Genomic DNA, 19,134 nt, shown 5'->3' with positions numbered 1-19,134 from the left:
GGACGTTCGTCAGGGGCTGTCGGTGGCGACACCTAGCATGGGGAGCGTGACTTCTGCTGTGACCCCCGCGCCCGCCCGACGCTCCGGCAGCGCCACCCACGACCGACTCGTCGTCCGTGGTGCGCGTGAGCACAACCTCAAGGACGTGTCGGTCGACCTGCCGCGAGACTCCCTCGTCGTCTTCACCGGCCTGTCGGGGTCGGGCAAGTCGTCGCTGGCGTTCGACACGATCTTCGCCGAGGGCCAGCGCCGCTACGTCGAGTCGCTGTCGGCCTACGCCCGCCAGTTCCTCGGCCAGATGGACAAGCCTGATGTCGACTTCATCGAGGGACTCTCCCCGGCGGTCTCGATCGACCAGAAGTCGACCAACCGCAACCCCCGCTCCACCGTCGGCACGATCACCGAGGTCTACGACTACCTCCGCCTGCTCTTCGCCCGCGCCGGCCGGCCGCACTGCCCGACGTGTGGCGAGCCGATCACCCGGCAGAGCCCGCAGCAGATCGTCGACCAGCTGCTCGAGCTGCCGGAGCGCACCCGCTTCCAGGTCCTCGCGCCCGTGGTCCGCGCGCGCAAGGGCGAGTTCGTCGACCTCTTCGCGGAGCTGCAGTCCAAGGGGTTCGCCCGAGCCCGTGTCGACGGCGAGGTCGTCTCGCTCGCCGAGCCGCCGATCCTCGAGAAGCAGATCAAGCACACCATCGACGTGGTCGTCGACCGGCTCGTGGCCAAGGGCGGTGACGCCTCCTCGAAGCGTCGGCTCACCGACTCCGTCGAGACCGCGCTCGGCCTCGCCGGTGGTGTCGTGCTCATCGAGTTCGTCGACGTGCCCGAGGGTCCCGAGGGCGAGGCGCTGCCGCGCGAGCGCCGCTTCTCCGAGAAGATGGCCTGCCCCAACAACCACCCGCTGGCCATGGACGAGGTCGAGCCGCGCTCCTTCTCGTTCAACTCGCCGTTCGGCGCCTGCACCGTCTGCACAGGCATCGGCACCGAGCTCGAGGTCGACCCCGAGCTCGTCGTCCCCAACGACGACCTCTCCCTGGCCGAGGGTGCCATCGCACCGTGGGCGTCGGGCAGCGGCGCGTCCGAGTACTTCCAGCGGGTCCTCGGAGCCCTCGCCGAGGAGCTGAAGTTCAGCATCGACATGCCTTGGCGGGCCCTGCCCGAGCGGGCCCGCGAGTCGCTGCTGCACGGCCGCAACCACAAGGTCCACGTCAAGTACAGGAACCGCTTCGGGCGTGAGCGCTCCTACACGACCGGCTTCGAGGGTGCGATCCCCTTCGTCAAGCGCCGCCACGCCGAGACCGACTCCGAGTGGAGCCGCGAACGCTACGAGGGCTACATGCGCGAGGTGCCCTGCCCGGCCTGCCGCGGCAGCCGCCTCAAGCCGGAGTCCCTCGCCGTGCTCATCGGGGGCAAGAACATCGCCGACGTCTGTGCGCTGCCGATCTCGGACTCGGCCGGCTTCCTCGAGCACGTCGACTTCACCGTGCGCGAGCGGCAGATCGCCGAGCGCGTCATCAAGGAGATCAACGCGCGGCTCGGCTTCCTCCTCGACGTCGGCCTCGACTACCTCAGTCTCGACCGGCCCTCCGGCACCCTCTCCGGTGGTGAGGCCCAGCGCATCCGCCTTGCCACGCAGATCGGCTCCGGCCTCGTCGGCGTGCTCTACGTCCTCGACGAGCCCAGCATCGGTCTGCACCAGCGTGACAACCACCGGCTCATCGAGACGCTCACGCGGCTGCGCGACCTCGGCAACACTCTCATCGTCGTCGAGCACGACGAGGACACGATCGCCACTGCTGACTGGGTCGTCGACATCGGCCCGGGCGCCGGTGAGCACGGGGGAGAGGTCGTCCACTCCGGCACGGTCGCCGACCTGCTCACCCACGAGACGTCGATCACCGGCAAGTACCTCTCGGGTCGCCTCGAGATCCCACTCCCGGCAGTGCGGCGTCCGCAGGAGCGCGGTCGCGAGGTCACGGTCGTCGGCGCCCGCGAGCACAACCTCCACGACGTCACCGCCAGCTTCCCGCTCGGCAACCTCGTGGCCGTGACGGGGGTCTCCGGCTCGGGCAAGTCCACGCTCGTCAACGACATCCTCTACCACGTGCTCGCCAACAAGCTCAACGGCGCGAGGCACGTCCCCGGGCGGCACAAGACGGTCACGGGGCTGGAGCACCTCGACAAGGTCGTCCACGTCGACCAGGGCCCGATCGGCCGGACGCCGCGGTCCAACCCGGCGACCTACACGGGCGTGTTCGACGTGATCCGCAAGCTCTTCGCCACGACGACCGAGGCCAAGATCCGTGGCTACCAGCCGGGACGCTTCTCCTTCAACGTCAAGGGTGGTCGCTGCGACGCGTGCTCCGGCGACGGCACGATCAAGATCGAGATGAACTTCCTCCCGGACGTCTACGTCCCCTGCGAGGTCTGCCACGGAGCGCGCTACAACCGCGAGACGCTCGAGGTGCACTTCAAGGGCAAGACCATCGCCGACGTCCTCGACATGCCGATCGAGGAGGCCGCCGAGTTCTTCGCGGCCGTTCCGGGGATCGCCCGCCACATGAACACCCTGACGGAGGTGGGCCTGGGCTATGTGCGGCTCGGGCAGCCCGCTCCGACGCTCTCCGGTGGTGAGGCCCAGCGTGTCAAGCTCGCCACCGAGCTGCAGAAGCGGTCGACGGGGCGGACGATCTACGTCCTCGACGAGCCCACGACGGGCCTGCACTTCGAGGACATCCGCAAGCTGCTCGGGGTCCTGCAGGGGCTCGTCGACAAGGGCAACAGCGTCCTGGTCATCGAGCACAACCTCGACGTCATCAAGTGCGCCGACTACATCGTCGACCTCGGTCCCGAGGGTGGCAACAAGGGTGGGTCCATCGTCGCGACCGGCACTCCCGAAGAGGTCGCGGCCCATCCCGACAGCTACACCGGCCAGTTCCTGGCACCGGTGCTGGCCAAGACCTCGCGCACGACGACGCGCCCCACCGCTGCTGCCAGGAAGGCGACGACGAGCGCGACGAAGCCCACGAAGGCTGCGGCCGGGAAGTCGTCCACGACGAAGCCGGCCGCGCGGTCGACGTCGACCAAGGCAGGAGCGGCGAAGGCAGCCACCTCGAAGGCGACAGCCGCGAAGGGCACCTCGAAGGTGACGGCCGCGCAGGCGAAGTCGGCAACGACAAAGAAGACCGCTGCGGCGCGGACGGCCACCAGGAGCCAGACGACCTCGGCGACGTCGTCCACGCGGGCCAGCGTCACCAAACGATCGCCGCGCAAGAGCGCCTAGGCCAGCGGGCGGCATACGCAGCGTTCCGGGTGACCACGCAAGAGGGCCCCGCACCGAATCCGGTGCGGGGCCCTTTCGTGTGGTCGTGCCTCTCAGTCCTCGCCGAGGTAGGCCTTGCGGACGTCGTCGCTCTTGAGGAGCTCGGAGCCCGTGCCCGAGAGGACGATCTTGCCGACCTCCAGGACGTAGCCCTTGGTCGCTCGCTTGAGCGCTGCCTGGGCGTTCTGCTCGACGAGCAGGATCGTCGTGCCCTGCTCCTGCAGCGTCGTCACCGTCGACATCACCGTCTTCATCATGAGCGGCGACAGGCCCATCGAGGGCTCGTCGAGCATGAGCAGCTTGGGGCGACTCATCATCGCCCGACCCATGGCGAGCATCTGCTGCTCACCACCGGAGAACGTGCCGGCCGCCTGGGCCTTGCGCTCGCCGAGGATCGGGAAGAGCTCGTAGGCGGCCCTCAGGTCCTTGTGGACGTCGCCGTCACGTCGAGAGAAGGCGCCGAGCAGGAGGTTCTGCTCGACCGACAGCCGCGGGAAGATCCGACGGCCCTCGGGGGAGTGCGCCAGACCGAGCGTGACGATGTCGTGTGCTGCCGTCTCGTCGATACGCTTGCCCTGGAAGCGGATCGAGCCGCTCAGGGGGCGCAGCAGACCCGAGATGGTGCGCAGGGTGGTCGTCTTCCCGGCGCCGTTGGTGCCGATGAGGGTGACGACCTCGCCCTCGTCGACGCTGAAGCTGATGCCCTTGACGGCCTTGATCTTGCCGTAGGCGACGACGAGGTCCTTGACCTCGAGCATGGGGCTCACAGCTTCTCCTCCGTCGAGTGCGAGGCGCGGTCGGAAGACCCGGCCGGGGCCGAGTCGTCCTCGTCGTCATCGTCGTCGTCTCCGCCACCGATGTAGGCCTCGATGACGCGTGGGTCGGACTGGACCTCACCGGGGGTGCCCTCGACAAGGACCTCACCCCGCACGAGACAGAGCACGCGGTCGCAGAGACCGAAGATGAACCGCATGTCGTGCTCGATGACGACCACGGCGAGACCGCTGTCCCGGATCCGGAAGATGAGGTCGGAGGCCTGCTTGGTCTCCTGCGGGTTCATGCCGGCCGTGGGCTCGTCGAGGAGGATGAGCTTGGGGTCCGTGGCCAGGGCGCGAGCGATCTCCAAGCGACGCTGGTCGCCGTAGGGCATGTTGCGGGCCAGGTGCTCCGCGGATCCACCGAGCCCCACGAACTCGAGGAGCTCCTGGGCCCGCGCCCGGGTCGCCTCCTCCTCGCGCCGGAACTTCGGTCCGCGCAGGATCGAGGTCAACGCCATCGAAGTGGTCCGGCAGTACCGGCCGACCATGACGTTCTCGAGCGCCGTCATGTTGGCGAAGAGGCGGATGTTCTGGAAGGTCCGGGCCATCCCTGCGACGACGACTGCTCGTGGCTTGGGAGGCAGGACCTCGCCGCCCAGCGTCACGACGCCCTCGGTCGGCTTGTAGAGACCGGTGAGGCAGTTGAAGAAGGTCGTCTTCCCGGCGCCGTTGGGACCGATGAGGCCGACGATCTCACCCTCTCGAACCGTCATGTCGACGTCCTTGACCGCGGTGAGGCCACCGAAGCGCATCGTGACACCACGCGCCTCGAGGATCGGAGCGCCGACGGTCGCCGCATGTGCGGGCGGGGGAGTCTCGGTGATGGTCATGCCTTGGCCTCCGCTTCCTCGAGGTGGACTTCTTCGATGCGTTTGGCGAGCTCTTCGTCGTCCTCGTGGAACTCGAGCTTGCGTCGCTGACTCGCGATGAGTCCCTCCGGGCGGAAACGCATCATGAGGACGAGCACCAGTCCGAAGATCAGCAGCCGGTAGTCGGCGATGAAGCGCAGCTTCTCGGGAAGGAGCTTGAGGATCGTGGCTCCGACGATGACGCCGGCCACGGTGCCCATGCCGCCCAGGACGATCGCGGCGAGCAGGAACGCGGACTCGAGGAAGATGTACTGGTCGGGCGTCACCGAGACGTCGTGGTGCGCCTTGACCGTGCCCGCCATGCCAGCGAGGAACGCGCCTCCGGCGAAGGCGAACAGCTTGAGCCCGAAGACGTTGACGCCCATGGCCTCTGCTGCCTTCTCGTCCTCGCGGATCGCGACCCAGCCACGGCCGATCCGGCTGTTGTTGAGGCGGGTGAACACGAGGATGATGATGACGGCGATGAGCAGGAGCAGGAAGTAGTAGTTCGCGAACCTTCCGAGGGTGACGCCCAGGATCGTGTGTGGTTGACCGAAGTCGAACGAGCCGATGGCGAGCTCCGGGATCGCCGGGACGCCGTTGGGGCCGTTGGTGAGGTCCGGGCCGTTCTCGCCGTCGAGGTTGCCCATGGTGAACCGGAAGATCTCACCGAACGCCAAGGTCACGATGGCGAGGTAGTCACCGGACACCCGCAGCGTCGGCGACCCGATGATGAGCCCCAGCAGTGCCGAGAAACACGCACCGACCAGGACGACCACGATGAACGGCGGCTTCCAGTCGATCGTCGCGAACGCCGAGGTCGAGAGCACCGCACCGACATAGGCGCCGGCCCCGAGGAAGGCGATGTAGCCGAGGTCCAGCAGGCCGGCAAGGCCGACGACGATGTTGAGGCCGAGGGCCGTCGCCGCGAAGATCAGCACCTGCGTCGCGATGGACATGTTCTCGTCCGAGCCACCCTGGGTGAACGGGAAGAGGAACGCCACCGCGAAGAAGCCGAGCATGAGCACCGGGCGGTTCTTCTGCGCGATGAGCCCGACCCAGGTGAAGACCCCGGCCTTGGACAGGGACACGGCGACGAACGCGACGAAGAGCAGGAAGAGCGAGAAGCTCCACCCGTCACCGATGTCGAGGGCGTAAGCCGCACCGAAGAGCACGAGTGCCATCAGCGCGATGATCGTGCAGATCTCCAGCCACGACGACGTCTTGGCGAAGAGCGGGTCGCGGTGCTGACGGGAGACGAGCATGAGACCCCCTGCCGCGAGGAGCAGCGCTCCGAGGAGGGAGATCCAACCACCGGGGTTGACGTTGACGAGGCCACCGGACTCGTAGGCGATGGCGCCGATGGCGATGACCATGTAGGTCACGGCCCCGAGGCCGAGGACGCGCACGGCAGCGGCCGTGTCGAGCCACTCGCCAAGTCTCTTCAACGGACCCCTGTGGGCCAGCAGGAACACGAGGGCTGCGACGCCGAGGGCGATCATGCAGATCTGCACGCCACCCGGGTAGCCGTCGATCGAGAGGTCACCGAGCACGTCCTTCGTGAAGCTCCACGAGAGGAACGTGCCGGCGATGAGGATGACGGCGCCAGCGAGCCCGAGGGGCCAGGCAGCGGCGCTGCCGCGGCCGGGAACGCGCTCGAGGAGCGGCACCTTGGCGGCATCGTCGTCGTCGTGGTGGTGCGCGAGGGCGGTCGTCGAGGTGCTCATGCGCGGTCCACCACCCGGGCGCCGAGCAGGCCCTGTGGCCTGAAGACGAGTACGAGAATGAGGAGCACGAACGCCCACACGTCCTTCCATGCCGACCCGCCGAACTGGCCGGGAATGAACTGGGTGGCCATCGACTCGGCGATGCCCAGGGTGAGGCCGCCGACGATCGCACCCTGGATGTTGCCGATGCCGCCGAGCACCGCAGCCGTGAAGGCCTTGAGGCCGGCGAGGAAGCCCATGCGGAAGTCGATGTTGGAGTTGAGCAGGCCCTGGGCGACACCACCCACGGCAGCCAGTGCAGCACCAAGGGCGAAGGCGATGACGATGATGCGGTTGACGTTGATGCCCATCAGCTGAGCCGTGTCAGGGTCCTGCGAGACGGCCTGCATGCCCTGCCCGAGCCTCGTCCGGTTGACGAAGAACCACAGCAGGATGGCGGAGATGACGAGCGCGCCGACGGTGAAGATCGCGGCCCGCTGGATGTTGAGGCCACCGATGGCGAGCGCGGAGCCCGTGACGACGTCGATCTCGGGGAAGGTCAGCTTGCTCTTGGCCCCGGGGTAGAAGAGGCGGATGGCCTCCTGCAGGAACACCGAGATGCCGATGGCGGTGATGAGCGGCGCGAGCCGGGGAGCGTTGCGCAGCGGCCGGTAGGCGACGCGCTCCATGACGACGGCGGTGAGGACGGACACCAGAACGGCGCCCAGCACCATGATCGGCAGGACCCACAGGCCGGTCTGGCCCTTGAAGAGGACACTCCACGTGGCCAGGGCGCCGAACGCCCCGATCATGAAGACCTCGCCGTGGGCGAAGTTGATGAGCTGGACGATGCCGTAGACGACGGTGTAGCCGACGGCGATCAGCGCGTACAGCGACCCGAGGGTCAAGCCGTTCACGATCTGTTGCAGGAACTCGGTCATCGCGGAACCGGCACCTCTCTGTTTGGGGGCTGGCACATTCAAGCAGGGGCGGACACTCGCCCGCCCCTGCTTGGATGAACTACGTCAGCGTGTCGGACTGGTGCCGATCAGCTCACGTTCTCGGACTTGACGGTGGCCCACTTGCCACCCTCGACCTTGTAGCCCGTGATGACCTTGACCTTCGTGTCGCCGAACTCGTCGAACTCGACCTTGCCGGTCACGCCGTCGAACGAGACCTTGCCGACCTCGTCGACCGTGGCCTGGCGAGCGCTCTTGGCGTCAGCAGCGTCCTTGAGGGAGACCTTGAGCGCGTTGATGATGGCGTTCGCCGCGTCGTACGAGTAGCCACCGTAGGCCGCGGACGGCTCGGTGTACTTGGCTGCCTCGTAGTCGGCCAGGAACTTCTTGCCGGCCTCGCTGGCGTCGGTGGGCTCACCGACGGAGGTGGCGAGGTCGCCCGTGGACGTCGAGCCGGCCAGCGCGATGAACTGCGGGTCGAAGATCCCGTCGCCACCCATGAGGGGGACGTTGAGGCCACCGGCCTTCATCTGCTTGGACAGCGGTCCACCCTGCGGGTACTCGCCCCCGTAGAACACGGCGCCGGGCTTGGACGGGGCGACCTTGGAGACGACCGGGGAGTAGTTGGACTCGTCCGGGTTGATCGTCTCGGCGGCCACGACGGTGCCACCGGCGGCCTTGTAGGCCTCGGTGAAGTACTGGACCAGGCCCTGGCCGTACGTCTTCTTGTCGTGGACCGTCGCCACGGTCTTGATCCCCTGGTCGATCAGGAACTTGGCCGCGAAGCCACCCTGCGCGATGTCCGTGGTGCAGGTGCGGAAGAACGTCTTGTAGGGACGCGCGTTGCCGTCGGCGCCACGGGTCAGCGACGGGCCCGTGTTGGCGGGGGAGATCTGGGTGATGTTGGCAGCCGCGAAGACCGGCTGGGTCTGCTGGCTGACACTCGAGTTGAGGTTGCCGACGACGCCGACGACCTGGTCGTCCGACGCGAGCTTGGTCGCGCCGTTCTTGCCGACGTCTGCCTTGCCCTCGTCGTCCACGGCCTCGACCTCGAGGGTCCAGCCGGGGATGGCCTTGGAGTCGTTGGCCTGCTTGACGGCAAGCTCGACCGAGTGCTGGATGCCCTTACCGAGTGCGGACAGGTCACCTGAAAGGGGCGCGATGACGCCGATCTTCGCGACCTTGGCGTCTCCGCCGGTGGTGCCACCGGTGTCTTCGCTCTCTCCGCGGGTGCCGCATCCGGCCAGTGCGATCGAGGCCACCAGCAGCGATGCACCCATGGTCATGACGGAACGCTGAGCCACGTTTCCTCCTGAGACTTCTACTCCCGCGGCGGATCAGCCGAGGAGCTCGCGACGGGTGTGCGAGCACCGCGAACAATAGCCACGGGATGTGCCGATTCCGACCACGTTGACGCAAGTTGTGCCGAGTCGTTACCAAGGGTGACGTGCACACTTATGTGTGCGATCTTCACAGGCGGGCAACAGGAACCATCGTCATACTGGCGCGACATCGTACGAAGCAGCGTACGAACTGACGCCGCAGAACGAGAGGTTGAGGACCATGGCAGAAGCACTGGACACCCACGACGCGACACCAGACACGGATCTGGCACGGCTCTCGTGCTGCGGCCGACGCGAGGCCATGAGAGCAGCGGGCGTGGTCGCGATCGCCGGTGTCGGGCTCACCGCGTGCGGCACGAGCGGCGAGGACGTCGGCGGCGCCGCCAGCGGCGCCGCGTCGGCGGCCTCATCGGCGGCCTCGTCCGCCGCCTCGGGCGCGGCCGGTGCCGTCAAGGACCTCGCCAAGAAGGCCGACATCCCCGTGGGCGGCGGAACGATCGTCGAGTCCGCCAAGGTCGTCATCACCCAGCCGACCGAGGGCGAGTACAAGGCCTTCTCCGCCGTGTGCCCCCACCAGGGCTGCAACGTCACGAGCGTCGAGGACGGGCTCATCAAGTGCTCGTGCCACGGCAGCCAGTTCGACATCGCCACCGGCGCGGTCAAGCAGGGCCCGGCCACGTCGGGCCTGGAGGTCAAGTCCGTGACCGTGGGGGCTGACGGCGTCAACGTGACGTGAGCACACGGCATACCGGACCGGTATGCCGTCCGGGCAGGGCCGTCCCGGGCTGACGGTGCCGCGTCCTAGGGTTGGGGACGTGGCCCACCCGTCGTCGTACCGTCCCCGGCCGGGAGAGATCCCGACCGATCCGGGCGTCTACCGGTTCCGTGACAAGGACGGCCGGGTCATCTACGTCGGCAAGGCCAAGTCCCTGCGTCCCCGCCTGTCCTCCTACTTCCAGGACATCGGGTTGCTGCACCCGCGGACGGCCTCGATGGTCATGGCCGGCGCGAGCGTCGAGTGGACGACGGTCCTGACCGAGGTCGAGGCCCTGCAGCTCGAGTACTCGTGGATCAAGGAGTTCGACCCGCGGTTCAACGTCAAGTACCGCGACGACAAGTCCTATCCCTACCTCGCGGTGACGATGGGTGAGGAGTTCCCGCGGGCGCAGGTGCTGCGGGGGGCGAAGCGCAAGGGCACCCGCTACTTCGGCCCGTACGCCCACGCGTGGGCGATCCGGGAGACGCTCGACCAGGCGCTGCGGGTCTTCCCGATCCGCACGTGCTCCGCCGGGGTCTTCAAGCGCGCCAGCCAGGTCGGCCGCCCCTGCCTGCTCGGCTACATCGACAAGTGCTCCGCCCCCTGCGTCGAGCGCGTCGATGCCGACACCCACCGCCAGATCGCCGAGGACTTCTGCGACTTCATGGCAGGGGAGAGCTCGAAGTTCGTCAAGCGCCTCGAGCGACAGATGCGCGAGGCCTCCGACGCGATGGAGTTCGAGACCGCGGCTCGGCTGCGTGATGACATCGGGGCGCTGCAACGGGTCCTGGAGAAGTCGGCCGTGGTCTTCGGTGACGGCACGGATGCCGACGTGTTCGCCCTCGCCGATGACGAGCTCGAGGTCGCGGTCCAGGTCTTCCACGTCCGGGGCGGCCGCATCCGGGGTCAGCGCGGCTGGGTGGCCGAGAAGGAGTTCGAGACGGTGCCCGAGGTCGTCGGGCACCTCCTGCAGCAGCTCTACGGCGGCGAGGAGGGCGAGGGCGTGCCCCGTGAGGTGCTCGTGCCGGTCATGCCGGACTCCGCGGAGACCCTGGGTGAGTGGCTCTCGGGGCTGCGGGGGAGCCGGGTCGACCTCCGCGTCCCCCAGCGCGGCGACAAGCGCACCCTCATGGAGACCGTCGAACGCAACGCGACCCAGAGCCTGGCCCGGCACAAGGTCGCGCGCGCAGGAGACCTGACGGCGCGCTCGCAGGCCCTCCAGCAGCTCCAGGAGTTCCTCGCCCTCGACGAGTCGCCTCTCCGCATCGAGTGCTACGACATCAGCCACGTGCAGGGAACCCAGGTCGTCGGGTCGATGGTCGTCTTCGAGGACGGGCTCGCCCGCAAGGGGGAGTACCGCCGGTTCATCGTGCGCGGCCAGGAGGGCATCGACGGCGCGGACGGCGCGGACATCCGGGTCGACGACACGGCGGCCATGCACGAGGTCCTCACCCGCCGGTTCCGTCGCTACCTCAAGGACCGTGACCAGCCGCAGGGGCGCGACGAGGAGACCGGGAGGCCGACCCGCTTCGCCTATCCGCCGCAGCTGGTCGTCGTCGACGGTGGCCTGCCGCAGGTCAACGCCGCGGCCCGCGCGATCGAGGACCTCGGCATCGTCGACGTCGCCGTCGTGGGGCTCGCCAAGCGACTCGAGGAGGTGTGGGTGCCCGGGCAGGACTTCCCCGTCGTCCTGCCGCGCACGAGCGAGGGGCTCTACCTGCTCCAGCGACTGCGTGACGAGGCACACCGCTTCGCCATCACCTTCCACCGCCAGCGGCGGAGCAAGGCCATGACGAACTCGGCGCTGGACGGCATACCGGGCCTGGGTGACGTCAAGCAGAAGGCGCTGTTGCGCCACTTCGGCTCGGTGAAACGAATCCGGGCAGCGACCCTGCTCGAACTGGGGGAAGTCAAGGGAATCGGCCATACGCTGGCAGAGACGATCCAGCGCGAGCTGACTGGCGCGCCCACCGAACCCACGGTCAACCTCATGACCGGTGAGGTCATCGACGACGAGAGGGGCAGCGATGCCTGACAGTCCCGTCCCGGAGAGCCAGGAGCCCGCAGCAGCAACGGGTGCCGACTTCGTCATCGTCACCGGCATGAGCGGGGCCGGGCGCTCGACCACCGCCAACGTCATGGAGGACCAGGGCTGGTACGTCGTCGACAACCTCCCGCCACAGCTCCTCGTCTCGATGGCCAAGCTCGGCAACCAGGCACGCGCCGAAGGGCGCGAGATCAAGATCGCCGCCGTCGTCGACGTCCGGAGCCAGCACTTCTTCACCGAGTTCGAGGACGCGGTCCAGCACCTCCGGTCGACGGGCTGGACGCCCCAGCTGCTCTTCCTCGACGCGACCGACGAGGCGCTCGTCCGGCGGTTCGAGTCGGTCCGGCGCCCTCACCCGCTCCAGGGTGACGGCCGTCTCCTCGACGGGATCCAGCACGAGCGCGAGATCCTTCGTGACCTGCGGTCGCGGGCCCAGATCGTCGTCGACACCTCCGGCCTCAACGTGCACCAGCTCGCCCGCAAGATCGCACCACTCTTCGGCAGCGGCGACGGCCCGTCGCTGCGCCTCGCCCTGCTGTCCTTCGGCTTCAAGTACGGCGTGCCGCTGGACGCCGACTTCGTCTTCGACATGCGCTTCCTCCCCAACCCCTTCTGGGTGCCAGAGCTCCGACCCCTCGACGGTCGGGACGAGCAGGTGTCGGCCCACGTCCTCGGTCAGAGCGACGCCGGTGAGTTCCTCGACCGGGTCGTGGGCCTCATGGAGCCCGTGACCCGGGGCTACCACTCCGAGGGTCGGCGCTATGTCACGCTCGCGATCGGCTGCACCGGCGGCAAGCACCGCTCCGTGGCCATGGCCGAGGCCCTGGCGCAGCGACTGCGGTCCGACCGCATCGAGACCTTCCTCGTCCACCGAGATCTGGGGCGCGAGTGAGTCGGCCGGTCGTTGCGGCACTCGGCGGCGGTCACGGGTTGGCGGCGTCACTGGCCGCCCTCCGCTTCGTCACCGACGAGATCACCGCGATCGTCACGGTCGCCGACAACGGTGGGTCGTCGGGGCGGTTGCGGGGAGAGTTCGGCGTCCTCCCACCCGGTGACCTGCGCATGGCGCTGTCCGCGCTGTGCGAGGAGACCGAGTGGGGGCACACCTGGCGCGACGTCCTCCAACACCGTTTCGCCGGCGACGGACCCCTCGGGGGCCACGCTCTCGGCAACCTCCTGATCGTCGCGCTCTGGGAGCTCCACGAGGACCCGGTGGCCGGGCTCGAGCTCGTCGGCCGGCTGCTCAACGCGCGGGGTCGTGTCCTCCCGATGGCGGCAGTTCCTCTCGACATCGAGGCCGACGTGATGGGCGCGCACCCGGAGCAGCCGGACGTGGTCACTCTCGTCCGCGGCCAGGCCCAGGTCGCCACGACCAAGGGCCAGGTGCGCGAGCTGCGGCTCCTCCCGGCCAGCCCGCCGGCATACCCCGAGTCCATCGCGGCCATCCGCGCAGCCGACTGGGTCGTGCTCGGACCGGGATCGTGGTTCACCTCGGTCATGCCCCACCTCCTCGTCCCCGAGCTGGCCGAGGCCCTCTCGGTCACGCGGGCCCGTCGTCTCCTCGTGCTCAACCTCGAGATGGTGACCAACGAGACGGCCGGCTTCAGCGCCATCCACCACGTGGAGTCGTTCGCCGCCCACGCGCCCGGGATCAGGCTCGATGCCGTCCTCGCCGACCCATCGGTCGTCGACGACGAGCAGGCGCTGGCGGCGGCCTGCCGGGCTGTCGGCGCAGAGCTGCACATCCACCGCGTGGCCATCGCCACCTCGCCGACCCAGCACGACCGGCTGCGCCTGGCGGCCGCCCTGCAGGACGTCCTTGGCTCGGGGCGCCGCCCCTGATGCCGCGTGGCAGGATGGCGGGCATGGCAATGACGGCGAAGGTGAAGGACGAACTCAGCCGCCACGAGGTGACCAAGCCCTGTTGCCGCAAGTCAGAGGTGGCCGCGACGCTGCGGTTCGCGGGTGGGCTGCACATCATCGGGGGACGGATCGTCGTCGAGGCAGAGCTCGACACAGCGAACGCAGCGCGTCGGCTGCGTCGAGAGATCCACGAGCTCTACGGGCAGACGCCCGAGATCCTCGTGCTCGCGGCCGGCGGGCTCCGCAAGGGCAGTCGCTATGTGGTGCGCGTCGTCCAGGACGGCGAGGCACTGGCGCGACAGACCGGGCTCATCGACGGTCGGGGTCGACCCGTGCGTGGCCTGCCCCCCAAGGTCGTTTCGGGGTCGGTGTGCGACGCCGAGGCGGCCTGGCGTGGAGCGTTCATCGCCCACGGCTCGCTGACCGAGCCCGGCCGGTCCTCAGCCCTCGAGCTGACCTGCCCCGGACCGGAGGCCGCGCTGGCGCTCGTCGGTGCCGCGCGCCGGCTCGGCATCCAGGCCAAGGCACGCGAGGTCCGAGGCATCGACCGCGTCGTCATCCGAGACGGTGACGCGATCGGTGCGATGCTCACCAGGCTCGGCGCGCATGACGCGGTGATGGCCTGGGAGGAGCGGCGGATGCGACGTGAGGTCCGGGCCACGGCCAACCGGCTTGCCAACTTCGACGACGCCAACCTGCGGCGATCGGCGCGCGCCGCCGTGGCGGCGGGGTCGCGCGTGGGTCGAGCTCTCGAGATCCTAGGCGACGACATCCCCGACCACCTCCGCGAGGCCGGCCAGCTGCGGCTCCAGCACAAGCAGGCCTCGCTCGAGGAGCTCGGCCAGCTGGCCCAGCCGGCGATGACCAAGGACGCCGTCGCCGGACGCATCCGGCGTCTGCTCGCGATGGCCGACAAACGGGCCGAGGACATGGGCCTGCCCGGCACCGACGCGGACCTCACGCCCGACATGCTCGACAGCTGACCCGGGCAGCTCCTCGCGGCCCTCCCACCCACCTTTCCTCTCGCCGCATTATCGGGTGACCCGATAAAGGGGAGCTCCGCCCGGGTTGGCAGGTTGGGTGGAGCGGGACCAAGTCGGGTCGAGCACGGCAGAGGGCCGCTCATCCACAGGGTCCGGCCCGGGCCTGCGTTGTCCACAGCTGCAGACGTCGGTTGTGGCGCACTGCCCTGAGCCCGCACACGCTGGTGCCATGAATGACCTGATCCCCCTCGGGAGGACCGAGTTCGCTCTCTTCACGACCGCCGAGGCGACGAGGCTCGGCCTCGACCGCAAGGCTCTCGCGCGCCTACGTTCCCGTGGCCACATCGAGTCGGTCTGCCGTGGTGTGTATGCCGTCGGCACCAGTGATCTGTCCCCGCAGTCCGCGCATCGTCGGCTCGCGTGCGCCGGCCTCCTCCTCTACCCGGACGCGGCCGTGAGTCATGCTTCGTCGCTCGCCTTGCGTGAGGTTCCGACCTGGCTGGGGCTGCCGGAACGGGTGGATCTTATGCGACCTCTGGCGCACGAGATCCTCACCCAGTCCTTCCGCATGCGACCGCGACACGGCACGGTGGATCAGGTCGGTGACCTGCCCGCCTGCGACGTCGCCACCAGCCTCATCCGCTACACGATGGACGCGGGCCCCACGTCGGGCACGATCGCGGCGGACCACGCGCTGCGCCTCGGTCTCGTCGACAGAGACGGGCTCGAAGCGGCATACGCGCAGGTCTCGGGACATCCGCACAGCGGTAGGTGCCAGATGATGCTCACCCTCGCCGACGGGACTCGTGAGTCGGTGGGGGAGTCACGGTTGGGCGTGCTCGCGGTGGCGGCCGGCATACACCTCGTCCCTCAGGTGACCATCCTCGACGAGGACGGGGAGTTCATCGCCAGGGTCGACTTCGTCGTGGAGGGGACCAGGATCGTCGTCGAGTTCGACGGGAGAGTGAAGTACACCGACGGTGGCCCGGACGCCCTCTTCGCGGAGAAGCGGCGAGAGGATCGGCTGCGCCGCCTGGGCTACACCGTGATCCGGGTGAGCTGGGCTGACCTGCAGCATCCGGGCCGGATCGCCGCGTGGATCCGCTCGGCCGTCGCCGCCGCCTGAACCCGTCGATCTGAACGGCCCGGACCGACCCGGCCTCGTCCCGCTTCACCCCAGTTGCCAACTCGGGCGAAGGGCCGCTTTATCGGGTGACCCGATAATGCGGCGGGGGTGCGGAAACGGTTACTCGACCGTACGACGGACCTCTCGCGGGGAGCGTCGGAACCGGCACTAGGGTTGTGACGTACCCCATGGTGACGTGGTCCAGCCCACGCACCCTCCCGATCGGAAGGCAGACTGCTCGTGACTGTCCGCGTTGGCATCAATGGCTTTGGCCGCATCGGCCGCAACTTCTACCGCGCCGTGATCGCGTCCGGCGCCGACATCGAGATCGTCGCCGTCAACGACCTCACCGACAACGCCACGCTGGCCCACCTGCTCAAGTACGACTCGATCCTGGGTCGCTTCGAGGGTGAGGTCACCTCGACCGAGACCGACATCACCGCGAACGGCAAGACGTTCAAGGCCTTCGCCGAGCGCGACCCCTCCCAGCTCCCCTGGGGCGAGGTCGGCGCCGACATCGTCGTCGAGTCCACCGGCATCTTCACCGACGCCGAGAAGGCCAAGGTCCACCTCGAGGGTGGTGCCAAGAAGGTCATCATCTCGGCCCCGGCCAAGAACGAGGACGTCACGATCGTCATGGGCGTCAACGACGGCGACTACGACGCGGCCACGCACAACATCATCTCCAACGCGTCCTGCACGACGAACTGCCTCGGCCCGATGGCCAAGGTGCTCAACGACGAGTTCGGCATCGTCAAGGGCCTCATGACGACGATCCACGCCTACACCCAGGACCAGAACCTGCAGGACGCGCCGCACTCCGACCTGCGCCGGGCGCGCGCTGCTGCCATCAACATCGTGCCGACGTCCACCGGCGCCGCCAAGGCCATCGGCCTCGTCCTCCCCGAGCTCAAGGGCAAGCTCGACGGCTACGCCCTGCGGGTCCCGGTGCCGACCGGCTCGGCCACCGACCTCACCTTCGAGGCCGGTCGCGAGACCACCGTCGAAGAGGTCAACGCCGCGGTCAAGAAGGCCGCCGAGGGTCCGCTCAAGGGCATCCTCGTCTACACCGAGGACCCGATCGTCTCCAAGGACATCGAGACCGACCCGGCGTCGTGCATCTTCGACTCGGGCCTGACCAAGGTCATCGGCAACCAGGTGAAGGTCGTCGGCTGGTACGACAACGAGTGGGGCTACTCCAACCGCCTCGCCGACCTCGTCACTCTCGTCGGCACGTCCCTCTGACCCAGAGCCGACCACCACACCACGGAGCTGTCTGACATGAAGTCGATCGCCGACCTCGGCGACCTGCGAGGCAAGCGCGTCCTCGTCCGGTCCGACCTGAACGTCCCCCTCGAGGGCGCCACGATCACCGATGACGGTCGGATCGTCGCCTCGGTCCCGACGATCGAGGCCTTGTCCGAGGCGGGCGCACGCGTCATCGTGTGCGCCCACCTCGGGCGGCCCAAGGGTGCCCCTGAGGACAAGTACTCCCTGGCCCCCGTCGCCACCCGTCTCGGCGAGCTGCTCGAACACGACGTGACCTTCGCCGACGACACGGTCGGCGAGAGCGCCCGGTCGGCCGTCGATGGCGCCCAGGACGGCGACGTCGTCCTGCTCGAGAACCTCCGCTTCAACGCGGGTGAGACGGCCAAGTCCGCGGAGGAGCGGGCCGAGTTCGCGGGCCAGCTCGCCGGCCTCGCCGACGTCTTCGTCTCCGACGGCTTCGGTGTCGTGCACCGCGAGCAGGCGTCCGTCTTCGACGTCGCACGCCTCCTGCCGTCCGCCGTCGGGGGCCTCGTCGAGACCGAGGTCGAGGTGCTGCGTCGCCTGACGACCGAACCCGAACGCCCGTATGCCGTGGTGCTGGGTGGCGCGAAGGTGTCCGACAAGCTGGCGGTGATCGACAACCTCATCCAGACCGCTGACCGTCTGCTCATCGGCGGCGGCATGGTCTTCACCTTCCTCAAGGCCCAGGGCCACGAGGTCGGCAAGAGCCTGCTCGAACAGGACCAGGTCGAGGCGGTCAAGGGCTACCTCGACCAGGCGCAGCAGCGCGGTGTCGAGATCGTCCTGCCCGTCGACGTCGTCGCCGCCACCGAGTTCTCGGCCGAGGCCGACCACGAGGTCGTCACCATCGACGCCATCCCGGCCGACCGCATGGGGCTCGACATCGGCCCGAGGTCCTCGGAGCTGTTCGCCGAGAAGCTCGCCGACTGCCGGACGGTCTTCTGGAACGGACCGATGGGTGCCTTCGAGATGGAGCCCTACGCGGCGGGCACGGCTGCCCTGGCCAAGGCGCTCGTCGACATCACCTCCGACGGTGCGCTCACCGTCGTCGGTGGCGGTGACTCTGCCGCCGCGGTGCGCCAGCTCGGCTTCAAGGACGACCAGTTCGGCCACATCTCCACCGGCGGGGGTGCCAGCCTCGAGTACCTCGAGGGCAAGGACCTCCCCGGACTCACCGTCCTCGACGAAAGCTGAAGGAACCCCCAGATGGCCAAGGCCACCGCAGCCCAGCGCGTCCCGCTCATGGCGGGCAACTGGAAGATGAACCTCGACCACCTTCAGGCCACCCACCTCGTGCAGAAGCTCGACTGGACCCTGCGCGACGCCAAGCACGACCACAGTGCCGTCGAGGTGGCCGTGCTGCCTCCGTTCACCGACCTCCGCAGTGTCCAGACCCTCGTCGAGGGCGACCGTCTCTCGATCCGGTACGGCGCCCAGGACCTGTCGCAGCACCAGAGCGGCGCCTACACCGGCGAGATCAGCGGGGCCTTCCTCGCCAAGCTCGGCTGCACCTACGTCACCGTGGGACACAGCGAACGGCGGGAGTACCACGCCGAGAGCGACGAGACCGTGAAGACCAAGGTCGCGGCGGCATACGAGAACGGCCTGACGCCGATCTTCTGCGTCGGCGAGGGCCTCGACGTCCGCCAGGCCGGAACGCACGTCGACCACGTCCTCGCCCAGGTGCGCGCCGGCCTCGACGGCCTGCCCGCCGTCAAGGCCGCCAGCATCGTCATCGCCTATGAGCCGGTGTGGGCCATCGGCACCGGGGAGGTCGCCACACCGGCGGACGCGCAGGAGGTGTGTGCCGCCATCCGGACCGCGCTGGCCGAGCTCTACTCCGGCGACCTCGCCGACCGCGTGCGCATCCTCTACGGCGGGTCGGTGAAGTCGGGCAACGTCGCGGCGATCATGGAGCAGGGTGACGTCGACGGCGCCCTCGTCGGTGGTGCCTCGATCGACCCGGCCGAGTTCGCAGCGATCTGTCGCTACCGCGACCACCTCAAGACCAGCTGACGCGACAGGTATCCTGTAGCGGCGCCCCATCTGGGCGTGCACTGAACTGACTATCG

The 19,134-nt window shown here is 68.7% G+C and carries 15 protein-coding genes; 10 read left to right on the top strand and 5 right to left on the bottom strand.

Annotated features, from left to right (window positions below):
- Positions 1–37 precede the first annotated feature (37 nt).
- Positions 38–3,283, top strand: coding sequence for an excinuclease ABC subunit UvrA (gene uvrA, locus ACFQW8_RS17490; RefSeq protein WP_380089816.1), 3,246 nt, complete (start codon positions 38–40; stop codon positions 3,281–3,283).
- A gap of 92 nt (positions 3,284–3,375) precedes the next feature.
- On the opposite strand, the gene ACFQW8_RS17485 is transcribed toward uvrA, so the two are convergent.
- From ACFQW8_RS17485 to ACFQW8_RS17465, 5 genes are all read right to left on the bottom strand, one after another.
- The gene (locus ACFQW8_RS17485) at positions 3,376–4,080 is read right to left on the bottom strand and encodes an ABC transporter ATP-binding protein (protein ID WP_449274541.1); all 705 of its coding nucleotides are present in this window, start codon (positions 4,078–4,080) and stop codon (positions 3,376–3,378) included.
- Between the two features lie 5 nt (positions 4,081–4,085).
- Positions 4,086–4,970: an ABC transporter ATP-binding protein gene (locus ACFQW8_RS17480; RefSeq protein ID WP_380089587.1), complete on the bottom strand. Its 885-nt coding sequence runs from the start codon at positions 4,968–4,970 to the stop codon at positions 4,086–4,088.
- Positions 4,967–6,715: a branched-chain amino acid ABC transporter permease gene (locus ACFQW8_RS17475; protein WP_380089583.1), complete on the bottom strand. Its 1,749-nt coding sequence runs from the start codon at positions 6,713–6,715 to the stop codon at positions 4,967–4,969. The genes ACFQW8_RS17480 and ACFQW8_RS17475 overlap by 4 nt, the downstream gene beginning before the upstream one ends.
- A complete protein-coding gene (locus ACFQW8_RS17470; protein ID WP_380089581.1) occupies positions 6,712–7,635 on the bottom strand; it encodes a branched-chain amino acid ABC transporter permease in 924 nt (307 codons plus the stop codon). The genes ACFQW8_RS17475 and ACFQW8_RS17470 overlap by 4 nt, the downstream gene beginning before the upstream one ends.
- A 107-nt stretch (positions 7,636–7,742) precedes the next feature.
- Entirely contained in the window at positions 7,743–8,939 is a 1,197-nt protein-coding gene (locus ACFQW8_RS17465) for a branched-chain amino acid ABC transporter substrate-binding protein (protein ID WP_380089579.1), read from the bottom strand.
- Between the two features lie 277 nt (positions 8,940–9,216).
- Here ACFQW8_RS17465 and ACFQW8_RS17460 point away from each other — a divergent pair, with 277 nt between their 5' ends.
- The 9 genes from ACFQW8_RS17460 (at position 9,217) to tpiA (ending at position 19,078) form a co-directional block, all read left to right on the top strand.
- Positions 9,217–9,732 carry a Rieske (2Fe-2S) protein gene (locus ACFQW8_RS17460; protein ID WP_380089578.1) on the top strand — a complete coding sequence of 172 codons (516 nt, stop codon included), beginning with the start codon at positions 9,217–9,219 and terminating at the stop codon, positions 9,730–9,732.
- 79 nt (positions 9,733–9,811) lie between these two features.
- Positions 9,812–11,788 (top strand): excinuclease ABC subunit UvrC, encoded by a 1,977-nt coding sequence (uvrC, locus tag ACFQW8_RS17455; RefSeq protein WP_380089576.1) that lies wholly within the window; start codon positions 9,812–9,814, stop codon positions 11,786–11,788.
- Positions 11,781–12,692, top strand: a complete 912-nt coding sequence (gene rapZ, locus ACFQW8_RS17450; RefSeq protein ID WP_380089574.1) for an RNase adapter RapZ — start codon at positions 11,781–11,783, stop codon at positions 12,690–12,692. The genes uvrC and rapZ overlap by 8 nt, the downstream gene beginning before the upstream one ends.
- On the top strand, positions 12,689–13,642 hold the full coding sequence (locus tag ACFQW8_RS17445; protein ID WP_380089572.1) for a gluconeogenesis factor YvcK family protein: 954 nt from the start codon (positions 12,689–12,691) through the stop codon (positions 13,640–13,642). Before rapZ ends, ACFQW8_RS17445 begins: the two co-directional genes overlap by 4 nt.
- Positions 13,643–13,665: 23 nt before the next feature.
- Positions 13,666–14,646 carry a DNA-binding protein WhiA gene (gene whiA / locus ACFQW8_RS17440; RefSeq protein ID WP_380089570.1) on the top strand — a complete coding sequence of 327 codons (981 nt, stop codon included), beginning with the start codon at positions 13,666–13,668 and terminating at the stop codon, positions 14,644–14,646.
- Between the two features lie 229 nt (positions 14,647–14,875).
- The gene (locus tag ACFQW8_RS17435; protein ID WP_380089568.1) at positions 14,876–15,772 is read left to right on the top strand and encodes a type IV toxin-antitoxin system AbiEi family antitoxin domain-containing protein; all 897 of its coding nucleotides are present in this window, start codon (positions 14,876–14,878) and stop codon (positions 15,770–15,772) included.
- Between the two features lie 240 nt (positions 15,773–16,012).
- Positions 16,013–17,017, top strand: a complete 1,005-nt coding sequence (gene gap, locus ACFQW8_RS17430) for a type I glyceraldehyde-3-phosphate dehydrogenase (protein ID WP_380089565.1) — start codon at positions 16,013–16,015, stop codon at positions 17,015–17,017.
- A 36-nt stretch (positions 17,018–17,053) separates the two neighbouring features.
- Positions 17,054–18,256, top strand: a complete 1,203-nt coding sequence (locus ACFQW8_RS17425) for a phosphoglycerate kinase (RefSeq protein ID WP_380089563.1) — start codon at positions 17,054–17,056, stop codon at positions 18,254–18,256.
- A 12-nt stretch (positions 18,257–18,268) separates the two neighbouring features.
- Complete coding sequence (tpiA, locus tag ACFQW8_RS17420; protein ID WP_380089561.1) at positions 18,269–19,078, top strand: triose-phosphate isomerase; 810 nt, start codon at positions 18,269–18,271, stop codon at positions 19,076–19,078.
- Positions 19,079–19,134 lie beyond the last annotated feature (56 nt).

Origin of the sequence: Knoellia altitudinis (genome assembly GCF_042666355.1) — a bacterium.
Taxonomy (GTDB): domain Bacteria; phylum Actinomycetota; class Actinomycetes; order Actinomycetales; family Dermatophilaceae; genus Knoellia; species Knoellia altitudinis.
This window is presented reverse-complemented; position numbering and strand designations above follow the sequence as displayed.